Below are 10,872 nucleotides of genomic sequence, written 5' to 3'. Positions count from 1 at the left end.
CCCTACGGGCTGCAGTTCTCGCCACGGCCCACAAAACAAAAAAAGAAACGGGGCGAAAAAATGCCCCGTTTCTTTTTTTGCTCCGAAGGCCGGACTCGAACCGGCGACCCGCTGATTACACGCGATCCGATTGTTTCCAATCGGCGTGGACTATCTCTTCACCGTATCCCATGCTGGACTTAGGTGGCGGGCGCTTATGGGAGATTATTCTTTCGTCACTCCCTAGTCTCTGCACCTTCCCACCGCCTTTAATATCGGTGGGCTTGGCTCAGGATCGCCATATCGAATTCATTCGATGAAGGGTTCCCTGAATTCACCCGCTTTTCACCCCATTGTTTCCAATGAGGGCTGCCTTTTCGACAGTCAGCTGCTCTGACCAACTGAGCTACTTCGGAGTATATTAATTTAAAAGAACGCTAAATCTTCTTTGTTGATCATGCCAGCATGCCATTCCCTGTGACAATTGGCGCATAGCATGATGCATTTTTCAAGCTCAGCTTTTATGGCCTCCCAAGATCTTGTGTAACCCTTTGCCGATATACCAAAATTCTTAGTATCTTTTATTAAATGATGGAACTCTAATGAATCCTTACATTTCTCATAGCCGCAGCACTGACATTTGCCACCCTTGTGGGCTACGGCCATTTCTCTGACTTTTTTACGCCTCTTTCTTACAGCCCTTACGATGGCGGCCTTTCTCTTCTCTGTTACCATAGGCAATGGGCCTCTCTAGCATCCCGCCCGGGCCGTGTAAAGTGCCTGCTGGCGGCTATTTTATGACGTTGGGGAGGCGTTCGAAGAACCAGCGGCGGTTGACCGCCAGGCTGATAAACCCTGCGACCGCAAGGGCTGCGCCGAGGTAATCGGAGACGTACAGAGAGTGGTGGAGCAAAAACGCCATGGTTATGCTGCCGAAGACCTCTGAGATGTGCCTCCGCATAGCGAGGGAGACGACAGCCGCGACGAGGGGGGCCCATACCGCGACGACCTCGGCGACGATGGGCGCGCCGAGCCTTCCCATCTCAGCCAGGAGAAGCATCTTGGGCGCAAACGAATACGCCGCGTAGAAAAGGCTCGCCCAGACGATACAAATGCCGATAGGCCAGCGGCCGAGGTTTCTGGTCAAAGGCCTGACGAGTGCGCGAAAGGTATTTCTGAGCGACATGGACATGTGGCCATGATACTCGCCGATTGGGTCAAGACAAGCCATTTGTGGGCGCGGTTCAATGTTTTGACTTAATTCGACGGGCCATATATCTTCGCTCATGAAAAAGGGAGGCCATATGCCGCAGTGGAACGAGATACAGACGCACGCCAAAAAGATAATCGACGAGGGCATCAAGCTCCTGCGCGCCGGCATGACCGAGGCGGAGTTCATAGCAGAGGCCACGGCCGAGTCGGCCAAACTCCACATCGCCTCCAGGAAGGACCGCCTGGACATATACAAGTTGCTGCATGAGCTGGGCCATAAGGTGTATCACTCCGCTTCCAAGGATCCCTCAATGCGCGAGCTGAAACTCACCGATGCCATGCTCAAGATCATGCAGAAGGTCGAGAAGTTGGAGAGAAACATCAAGAACTGTGAGGCCAGGATAGCCAAGCTCACGATCACGAAGAGGTCCTCGGATGTCCAGAAGAGGCCTTGATTTGGTATCCCAACGAGTCGCGCTTGTAACCGCTTGATATTGCAGACTAATTTAACAACCTTCTCTGCAAAATCCCCGCAACTTTATTAAAATTCAACCGATAATAGAGTTGTAGGGGCATGGGTATACCTATTTAAGGATGGCCGACTATGTCCGACGCAAAAATAGCGAAGAAAGTCTTGGGCGAGTTTGCCGATGATCTCGATCGGCTCACAGACATCGAATGCCTGCAATTTGTGAAGGAAAAGGATCTCGATGCAGCGCAGTGCAAGGCCCTGCAGGGGGCGCTGGGCAGCGGGACGGATGCCTTTGTCACCGTGGACGAGTACGAACGGCTCGAAAAAAAGTTCGATCTCTCGCGGGGTTTTCTGGACGAACTCGTAGGCAAGGACGGCGGGAGGCCGCTGCACTTCAGGGCAAAGTGGCTGAGCGACTTTTATGTCATCCAGCTCAAGGCCGATAAGAATCAGAGGAGGGCGGTCAGGGACGAACTCCTGAATATGGGTTCTGCCGCCGTCGAGGCCGTCCCCGCGTTTTCATTGATGGTCTCCAAGGGGCAGCCTGAGACTGCAGCCAGGGCAGCGGCTGTACTGGGCGGCATGGGAGCGAAGGCTAAGGACGCCGTGCCCGCGCTCATCGAGTGCCTGATGCGCGCAGCCAAGTCCGGCGGTGACGATGAGCTGGTCCATCAGGCCAGGATAGAGGCCGCCAAGGCGCTCGGCATGATAGGTCGGAAGGAGAAGGCGGCGATCGCGCTCATCAGCGTGCTCAATGACGAGCAAGAGAGCCTCAGGCCGTATGCTGCGGAGGCTCTTGGCAGGATGGGTGCTAAGGAGGCGGTATACGATCTTGTTCTGGCCGCCCATAGCCAAGACCCGGTTCTCTGGAAAGCGCTCAAAAATGCCTTCGCCATGCTGAATGTCGATTCGAAGATGATCGTCCTGACGCTGATCCAGATACTCAACGGCGAGAACGGCGAGGATGCGACGAAGCGTGCGTATGCCGCAGGCGCATTGGGAAGGATGGGGAAAGAGGCGCATGCGGCAATCCCGGATCTCATCAAGGCCATGAAGCACGAGGACTTGAGCGTCCGCGAAGAGGCCGCATATGCGCTGGCCCAGATAGGGACCAAGGAATCCCTGGTGGAGCTGAGCAGACAGAATACCGACGAGGCGGTCGCGGCGTTTTTGAGCCTCCTGGAATCCGAGACGCCTGGGGTGAGGAGGGCAGCGGCCCTGCTGCTCGGCAACATGGGCGCAATCGAGGCGATAGAACCGCTTCGCGAGATAGTGAAGAATAAGGACGAAAACGTCGACCTCAGAAAGATCTCGATCGAGGCGCTCGGCAAGCTGGGAGACAGAAAATCTCTGCCTGCCTTCAGGTCCTTGCTGAGCGAAAAGGATTTTGCCGTATCCGCTGCGAAGGCGCTCGGTTCTCTGGGAGCGAACGCGAAACGCGCCGTGCCCGATCTCATTCAGGCGCTCAAGGGCGATGATCTGGAGCTCAAGATCGTCGCGACGTGGGCGCTCGGGCGAATAGGGGTCAAGGCGAAGGCTGCCTTTGCCGCCGTCGAAGAAGGTCTTTACAGCGGCGATACGAAACTGATCGAGGCCTCGACGCTGGCGCTCCTCATGATCGATCCTGACAAGGCGTACGATTCATTCAAGGAAATAGGCGAGCAGGCGACATACATGGTCCCCATCCTCGAAGGCTGTATGAAGGAGAAGGACAAGGCGATTGCAAAATCATGCGTCAGGTCGCTGGCCCTGTTCGGCCCTGCCGCAAAGACGGCGGTCCCCGCGTTGATGGAAGCCCTCAACTCCAAAGACGCCGGCCTCAGGTTGGCTGCGGCGCATGCGCTGGGCATGGTAGGTCCTGAAGCGCTCGAAGCCGGCTCCCTGCTCTTCGGGCTGATAACGAGCGATCCTGATAAGACGGTGAGGGCGAGCGCGGTCTGGGCGATAAGCAAGATCGGCATGACGTATGCTAAGTGCGTGCCTGCGCTGCTCACGGCGCTTTCAGATCAGTCGAACTCGATAAGGGCCGACGCCGAACAGGCCCTCGGGCAGATCGACAAGGCCATGCTGATACCGGCCCTGCTCCTCGCGATGACGGACAAAGACGCGGAGCTCGCGAGGGCTGCGGCAAAATTGCTCGCGGAGATGGGCGGCGGAGCGGAGAGCGCACTGCCGACTCTCTGCACCATAGTTTCGGTCGGAGAAACGGACCGCAGGATAATGGCGGCGGATGTGTTGGGAGAGATGGGCGGAGCTGCGAAGGACGCGATACCGGACTTACAACAGGCGGCAAAAGCCGGGGATGCCAAGCTCAAGAAAGTGGCCCTTGCCGCCCTTGAAAAGATCGGCGCGCCTGCGGAAGCGCCGGCTGTCGAGGAACCGGCTGTAGAGAAACCGACGGCAAAGGAACCAACCGTAGAGATGCCGGCTGTCGAGGAACCTGCGGCAGAGGAACCGAAACCTGAGGTCGACGACAAGATACGCAGCCTGATCGAACGCGCCGTCGGCGGCGATGCGAAGGAGAAGAGCGCGGCGGTGGGGACACTGATCAAGATGGGCAAGAAGGCGAAGAAGGCCCTGGTCAACGCCATGGGCGACGCTGATCCGGACTTCGCGGCCAAGGCCGCGACCGCGCTGGCCGCGGTGAGTTCTAGCGAAGACGCTGTCATCGCCTTGGCAGTCGCGCTGACGTCCGGCAAGGAGCCCCTGTGCAAGGCGGCCCTGCTTGCGCTGACCGGGTTGGGAAAAAAGGTCGGCGCAGCGGCCGGCATGCTCGGCATGCTTCTGTCGCACAAAGACCAGAGGATAAGGAGGGCGGCCGCCTTTCTGCTCGGCAGGGCCGGCGATGCCGCCGCTGCCGTGCTCCCGCAGCTTCTGGCTGCGCGGACGGATTCCGACGAGACGCTCAAGAAATATGCCGACCAGTGCATAAGGGGGATCTCGCGCAAGAAACTGGTCAAGGGTCTGATCAAGTCGATCTCCAATGAGGACCCGAAGATAAGGTTGGCCGCGGCGATCTACATGTGGGACATCGGGGAGGAGGCCGGCGCCGCCATCCCGTCGCTGCTTGCGGCAAGGCAGGACAAGGACGAGAAGGTGCGGAAGGCGGTCGATCTGGCCATCAAGAGGATCGGAGCGGACAGGCTGATCCCTGAGCTCAAAAAGGCGCTCAGACACAAAGACGCGGCGATCAGGATGGCCGCTGCGATCTATCTGTGGGACATCGGACCTGAGGCTAAGTCGGCCATAGCCGATCTCAAGCGCGCATCCAAGGACAAGGACGAGAAGGTGCGAAAGGCGGCGCTCCTTGCGCTGAAGAGGATCAGCGGCAGCTGATCGGCTCCACCGGACCCATCCCCTGCAAGCTTTACCTGCATCCTCGCATCTGGTAATAGATCAGGCCAGAGCGAGGATGATCTATGTCAAAAATGATCAATGTAGAGATGAACGGGACGAAGCTGTCCGTCCCCGCCGGCACGCGCATCTGCGATATCCTTTCCCAGGCCGGGCATCATGGAAAGTTCGCACCCCTCGGCGCCGTCATCAACAACCGCATCGACGGACTCTATTACAAGCTGAACAGCCCGGCCACGATCAAGACCATCGACATCTCCCGTCGAGAAGGGATGGACATCTACCGCCGCACCGCTTCGACCATCTTGTACGCCGCCTTGTCGGACATCGACCCAAAGGCGTGGGCGGTGGTCGGCCAGTCCATAGCGAACGGCTACTTTTTCGAGATACGCGGCAGAATGGTCGATGCAAAACTGGTCTCCGATATCGAGTCGAAGATGAAGGAGATCGTCTCGGCGGACATATCGGTGGAGCCGGAGTGGACCACGGTGGAGGACGCGATCGACAGGTTCAACAAGAAGGGCGATCAGTCGGTGGTCAAGCTCCTGTGGCAGCACCGCCAGTCCGAGGTGCCGCTCATCACGCTCAAGGGCTACAGCGGTTACGCCCACGGGCCGTTCGCACATCGCACCGGCCTCGTGGAGAATTTCGGAGTGAGGCAGTATGAGCATGGCCTGGTCCTGGACTTCCCGGATGAGACCGGCTCCATCCAGACCGACCTGAGGCCCGAGACCAAGCTCTTCTCGACCTACATCGAGGCGAAGAAGTGGAACGAGCTCATAGGCACAAACAACGTGGCCGACCTCAACGAGGCGTGCAAGGGCGGCGCGGTCGCGGATTTCGTCAAGGTGGCGGAGGCGCTGCACGAGAGGAAGATAGCCAAGATCGCGGAGCAGATCGCCTCCATGCCGGACAAGAAGCTCGTGCTCATCGCGGGGCCTTCCGGTTCGGGCAAGACCACGTTCTCCAAGAGGCTCGCCATACATCTCAAGACCCACGGCATCGAGCCGATCAACATATCGATCGACGATTACTACGTCGACCGCGATGACACGCCCAAGCATCCGGACGGCAGCTTTGATTTCGAATGCCTGGGCGCGCTGGACGTGAAACTCTTCAACGATCAGGTCGTCAGACTCCTTCGCGGCGAAGAGGTGCGCGCGCCGCATTTCTCGTTTCCGCTGGGCAAGCGCGATCCGATAAGGAAGAGGAGGATCAGGCTGGGCAAGGGGCAGGTGCTCATGACCGAGGGCATCCACGGCCTGAACGACGCGCTGACGCCGAACGTGCCGGCGCACAACAAGTTCAAGATATACGTCTCCGCGCTCACGCAGGTTTGTTTGGACGATCACAACCGCATATTCACGACCGACACCAGGCTGTGCCGCAGGCTCGTGCGCGACAGGCTGTTCCGAGGCACCAAGGCCGAGGAGACGATCGCGCGCTGGCACTCCGTGCGCGCCGGCGAATGGAGATACATCTTCCCGTACCAGGAGAACGCGGACGTGATCTTCAACTCCGCCCTCGCCTATGAGCACTCGCTCCTCAAGCCGTATGCTGAGCGGTATCTGGCCGAGGTCCCGCGCGACCACGAGTCGTTCATGGAGGCCTCGCGCCTCGTGCGCTTCTTCTCGTTCTTCACCCCGGTGCTCGAGATGGAGGTGCCGGGCAACTCGATACTGAGGGAGTTCATCGGCAAGAGCGCGTTCAAGTACGGATAGCTTCGAATGTCGGTTATCTGTGGACGCGTTTTTTCTTCTGGGCTTCGATGACCTTGAGGTTACCGCGCAGGCCGTAGTCGAAGGGCCTGAGGATCGGGATGTCCAGCGCCAGCATCTTCTGCATCACCGGGTCGTCCGAGAACTCCCTCTTTATCTCGAGCGCGTATTCGAACGGCGTCAGCATCTCCTCGATGCAGTAGTTGCAGTAATCTTCTTCTGTCCCGTCTTTCGCCTCGATCAGCGCGCATGAGTCGGCCAGCATCTCGGCGAGCGCCTTGGTGAACGGCTCGCCCTCATTTTCAGCCAGGCTCATGAAGTGGTCGATCACGAGCCTTCCCAGGATTATGCGCATGTCGCGCACGGATTCCGCCAGTGAGTCTATGGGTTTACCCAGCTGCCGCTGCGCCATGTAGAAGTCGAACATGGTGAGCAGGTTCCCCACCTCGGCCTTCACGGGTCGAAGCGCAACGTGGATGTCGTCATTTTTCTTCATATACGTGATGATAGCAAAAAGCCTTTATCAGGGAAATAGATTAAAAGGAGTTCCCGGCGCCGCCCGCGGCAAGGGGGATGCCGCGGACGTGCCGGGACTCTATGCGGGGGATTCAGTTGAGTGAATTTCCCGCCGTGCCAGGTTTAGCTGTCTCGGTTTTGCCTCCGACCGTTACGTAGGGCGTGATCTTGGCGAGAAGCTTGTCGCCTATGCCCTTCACGTTCACGAGGTCGGCTACGGACTCGAACTGCTTCTGCTGGCGATAGTCGACGATCGCGTTGGCCTTTGCGGTTCCGATGCCGGGCACCTCCATGAGCTGCTCCACGCTGGCGGTGTTGACGTTCACCGGGAACGACGTCGCCTGCGTCGCCGCAGCGGCGTTTCCAGCCATGACCAGAATCGCCAGGAGCCCCAGCAGCATGCACACCTTCTTCGATACGATCTTGGATCTCATCATTGTGTTTCTCCTTTCCTAGGTTGACTTCGGTTGACTTCAGCTGTCCTTTTCGCCGTTGGAGTCCTTCGAGAACTTCTTGCGCTCGCGGATCTGGATCTTCCCGTCGCGCGGGAAGACGTCGAGCAGCGCGTTGATCGAGCCGTCCCTGTTCACGAAGGCAGCCCCGATCTTCACCCAGCGAGCCTTCCCTTCCTTGTCCTCTATGATGTTGAAGACCTCCATCGGTGCACCACCCTGGTTCATAACCTCTCCTTTTCCGCCTCATGCGATCGATCGTTCGGCCGACGAATGAGAAAGCAAGTCCCGTGCCAAGAGACGGCAAAAAATTAACGCGTTGAAAATATTGAGCTAAGCGATTGTGGCCGGGGAATGGGACCTCTTCGAGGTGCAGCGAATCGATGCAGGTTGATCAAAAACTGTGCAGTTGCTTTGCCCTCGAGACCGCGTAATCCGCCAGGAGCCTTAGGGATTCGATCTCGCCGGAGGGTGGGAGCCCCGCGAGGCGGCCCTTCGCCCTTTCGCTGAACTCAAGGGCCAGCTTCAGCGCATCCGTTTTTCCGCCGAGCATGAATACGGCCTTTGCAGTGAGGGGATTCTTGTCATCCCCGGAATCGATGACGTCGTCCGCGATCTGGAACGCGATTCCCAGGGAGGAGCCGTAGTCTGAGAGTGCTTCCTCGAGGCCTTCGCCGCTGGAGGTCACTATCGCGGCCGAATGCGCTGCGACGGAGAAGAGTGAGCCGGTCTTTGCCTCGACCATCGCGAGATACGCGTCGCGATCGTTGTGCGAGCTCTCCTCCATCATCTCGCCCAGCGTTGTGCGCCTCGCCGCGCGAACGAATTCGGTGAGCAGTCTCGGGTTTTCCGTCTTGATTATTATCTCGGACGCCCTGCACCAGAGGAGGTCTCCGGCGAGGATGCTTGCGCGGTTTCCGAACAGCGCGTTCGCGGAGGGCCGGCCGCGTCTCGTCATGGACTCGTCGAGCACGTCGTCGTGGAGAAGGCTCGCCGTGTGCACGAGTTCGATCGCAGCTGCTATCTTTGCCATCTCTGCGGCGCGCGCCTCGAATCCGTCGTTCGACAGCGCCCTGGCCGCGAGCAAAAAGACCGCGGGCCTTATCTTCTTGCCCGCTTTTTCCGAGACGTGCATGGCCACTGAGTCTGCGCCCGGAACGCCGAACGCGGACTCGGCCGACAGGACGCTTTCCATCATCCCGAGTTCGCGCGCCACAGGCGACATGATTCTGGAGAGCATGTATTTGATCTGCTCATCTCAAGCGTTTATTGTCAATGCCGCCACCCTGTGTTAATAGCTCATGTTGGATGAACGGTTGCCTCGTCGTACATGGTCTCACAGGAACGCCCGGCACGGCGCTCTCTCTCAAGGAAGCGCTGCTTCGTGCGGGTTTTTACGTTTCCGCACCGTGCCTCGCCGGGCACGGCGTGTCCATGGAGGACCTGGAAAAATCCACATGGATGGAATGGTACGAGACCGTGCGCACGGCGTTCGGCGAATTGAGGCGCGAGTCCGAAAAGGTCTATTTTGCGGGCACCTCCCTCGGCGCGCTCCTGGGACTCAAGCTCGCGATCGACGAGGGTTGGGGCGTTCGGGCCATGGCGCTGATGGCGACGCCTCTCAAGTTCAGCTGGTTCGAGAGGCTGGCCATCCCGCTGGTGAGATATACCCCGCTTCGATGGGCCGTGAAATCCATCCCAAAGGAGGTTGGCCTGAGCGTGGCCGATCCTGAGGGCCAAAAGCGCTACGAGGAGCTCTCCCTCCCGGCGATCCCGTCCAGGGCGGTCTTTCAGATCGCCGACCTGCAGAGGGAGCTCTTGCCGAATCTGTCAAAGATCACAAACCCGGTGCTCCTGCTCCACGGCCTGAACGATACGGTGGCCCCGAAGGAGAACGTTGAACTGGTGAAAAAAAATCTCTCATCTGATATAGTCGAAACCATCATCATGCCCAACTCGCGCCATGTGCTGACCATGGATTACGACAAGGACAACGTGGCCAGGGCTATCGTGGATTTTTTCGAGAGGTTCGCTTGAGGACAAAGGGGGACAAGATGAAACGCTTCGCATGCATGATATTGGCTGTCTCCATCATGATGCCGCTCTTCGCGGAGGCCAGAGGGATCGAGGAGAACGAGGTGGGCGCCTATGAATCGGGCGGCACCAAGGTGGCGGTGGCGACGAAGAAGAAGGACGCCTCGATCGAAGAGGCGCCGGATGCCGGCTCGCCGAAACCTGCTGCGCGCAGGTCTTCCGACGTGATGGTCGACGGCCGCAAAGGCAACTTCAGGGTGGGGCTCGTGGGCCCAGGTTTCGCCGTGGCCAACAGGGGCATAGGGCCCATGATGAACATGGGCGTGGAGGGCGAGTACTTCTTCTTCGAGAGGCTCTCGGCCGGCATGCAGATCGACGTGGCCACCGAGTTCGACGACTTCGCGATCCTCTCATTTCTGCCGTACGCGCGCTACGTCTTCGACCTGGACAGCCACCCCAGGTGGTCGTTCTACGTTCAGGCGGGCGTGGGGCCGGCGCTCATCAACGGCGACAGCTTTGCGGCCGACATCGCCATACCCGGCGGCGGCTTCTGGTGGCAGTGGACCGAGAAACTCTCCGTGGGCGCGGACGCGTGGTTCCACATCTTCGTGAGAGACAACACGGCGGTCGGCTTCTCGCTCTCCCCCGCGATAAGGTACCAATTCTAGGCCTATGGACAAGCCGCTCCTCATCTTCGACTACGACGGGGTGCTCGTCGACACGACGAAATTCCTAGAGGTCGAAGTCCATAAGAAGCTCAATGAGCTGGGCTACAATATACCCTGGTCGAACGAGGAGATGTCGGACCTCTTCGACGAAAACATCATAGTCGCGCTCATCGAGAGGGGGCTCAAACCCAAGGACATGTGCACGATATGGGAGCACATCCAGAATGTCTCCAAAGACAGGGAGATAAGCCTTTGCGAGGGGGTTTCGCAGATGCTCCTGGCGCTGGATTCGAAGTGCAGCATGGCTATAGTCTCCTCCAACTCAAGCGAGACGATACGCAACGTCCTGGGCAGGCTGGGCATCCTCCAGCATTTCTCCACCATATCCGGCGGCGACGAGGAGATGGGCAAGGTCGAGCGGATGCGCAAGTGTATGTCGGGCCACGGCGTCACGGAGGATAGCACGA

At 58.8% G+C, this 10,872-nt stretch carries 12 protein-coding genes; 6 read left to right on the top strand and 6 right to left on the bottom strand.

Features of this window, described 5'->3' with window-relative positions; genetic code table 11:
- Positions 1–405 precede the first annotated feature (405 nt).
- Together WC683_17275 and WC683_17270 are read right to left on the bottom strand one after the other, a co-directional pair.
- Positions 406–714 carry a hypothetical protein gene (locus WC683_17275; GenBank protein ID MFA4974360.1) on the bottom strand — a complete coding sequence of 103 codons (309 nt, stop codon included), beginning with the start codon at positions 712–714 and terminating at the stop codon, positions 406–408.
- 55 nt (positions 715–769) lie between these two features.
- Positions 770–1,165 (bottom strand): hypothetical protein, encoded by a 396-nt coding sequence (locus tag WC683_17270; GenBank protein ID MFA4974359.1) that lies wholly within the window; start codon positions 1,163–1,165, stop codon positions 770–772.
- Between the two features lie 118 nt (positions 1,166–1,283).
- Here WC683_17270 and WC683_17265 point away from each other — a divergent pair, with 118 nt between their 5' ends.
- From WC683_17265 to WC683_17255, 3 genes are all read left to right on the top strand, one after another.
- A complete protein-coding gene (locus WC683_17265) occupies positions 1,284–1,646 on the top strand; it encodes a hypothetical protein (GenBank protein MFA4974358.1) in 363 nt (120 codons plus the stop codon).
- A gap of 149 nt (positions 1,647–1,795) precedes the next feature.
- Complete coding sequence (locus WC683_17260) at positions 1,796–4,999, top strand: HEAT repeat domain-containing protein (GenBank protein ID MFA4974357.1); 3,204 nt, start codon at positions 1,796–1,798, stop codon at positions 4,997–4,999.
- Positions 5,000–5,082: 83 nt separating this feature from the next.
- Complete coding sequence (locus WC683_17255; GenBank protein MFA4974356.1) at positions 5,083–6,738, top strand: nucleoside kinase; 1,656 nt, start codon at positions 5,083–5,085, stop codon at positions 6,736–6,738.
- Between the two features lie 13 nt (positions 6,739–6,751).
- Here WC683_17255 and WC683_17250 read toward each other — a convergent pair whose 3' ends face one another.
- From WC683_17250 to WC683_17235, 4 genes are all read right to left on the bottom strand, one after another.
- Positions 6,752–7,231: a hypothetical protein gene (locus WC683_17250; GenBank protein MFA4974355.1), complete on the bottom strand. Its 480-nt coding sequence runs from the start codon at positions 7,229–7,231 to the stop codon at positions 6,752–6,754.
- A gap of 112 nt (positions 7,232–7,343) precedes the next feature.
- On the bottom strand, positions 7,344–7,685 hold the full coding sequence (locus tag WC683_17245; GenBank protein MFA4974354.1) for a helix-hairpin-helix domain-containing protein: 342 nt from the start codon (positions 7,683–7,685) through the stop codon (positions 7,344–7,346).
- Positions 7,686–7,724: 39 nt separating this feature from the next.
- Positions 7,725–7,931, bottom strand: coding sequence for a hypothetical protein (locus WC683_17240; GenBank protein MFA4974353.1), 207 nt, complete (start codon positions 7,929–7,931; stop codon positions 7,725–7,727).
- 166 nt (positions 7,932–8,097) lie between these two features.
- Positions 8,098–8,943: a polyprenyl synthetase family protein gene (locus WC683_17235; protein MFA4974352.1), complete on the bottom strand. Its 846-nt coding sequence runs from the start codon at positions 8,941–8,943 to the stop codon at positions 8,098–8,100.
- A 68-nt stretch (positions 8,944–9,011) separates the two neighbouring features.
- Between WC683_17235 and WC683_17230 the strand changes: the two genes are divergently transcribed.
- The 3 genes from WC683_17230 to WC683_17220 all read left to right on the top strand — a co-directional run.
- Positions 9,012–9,740, top strand: a complete 729-nt coding sequence (locus tag WC683_17230; GenBank protein MFA4974351.1) for an alpha/beta fold hydrolase — start codon at positions 9,012–9,014, stop codon at positions 9,738–9,740.
- 17 nt (positions 9,741–9,757) lie between these two features.
- Entirely contained in the window at positions 9,758–10,405 is a 648-nt protein-coding gene (locus WC683_17225; protein MFA4974350.1) for a hypothetical protein, read from the top strand.
- A gap of 4 nt (positions 10,406–10,409) precedes the next feature.
- Positions 10,410–10,872: HAD hydrolase-like protein (locus tag WC683_17220; GenBank protein ID MFA4974349.1), on the top strand; the 463-nt coding region annotated here is incomplete at its 3' end.

The sequence above is a fragment of the bacterium genome, from assembly GCA_041648665.1.
In the GTDB taxonomy this organism is placed as follows: domain Bacteria; phylum UBA10199; class UBA10199; order 2-02-FULL-44-16; family JAAZCA01; genus JAFGMW01.
This window is presented reverse-complemented; position numbering and strand designations above follow the sequence as displayed.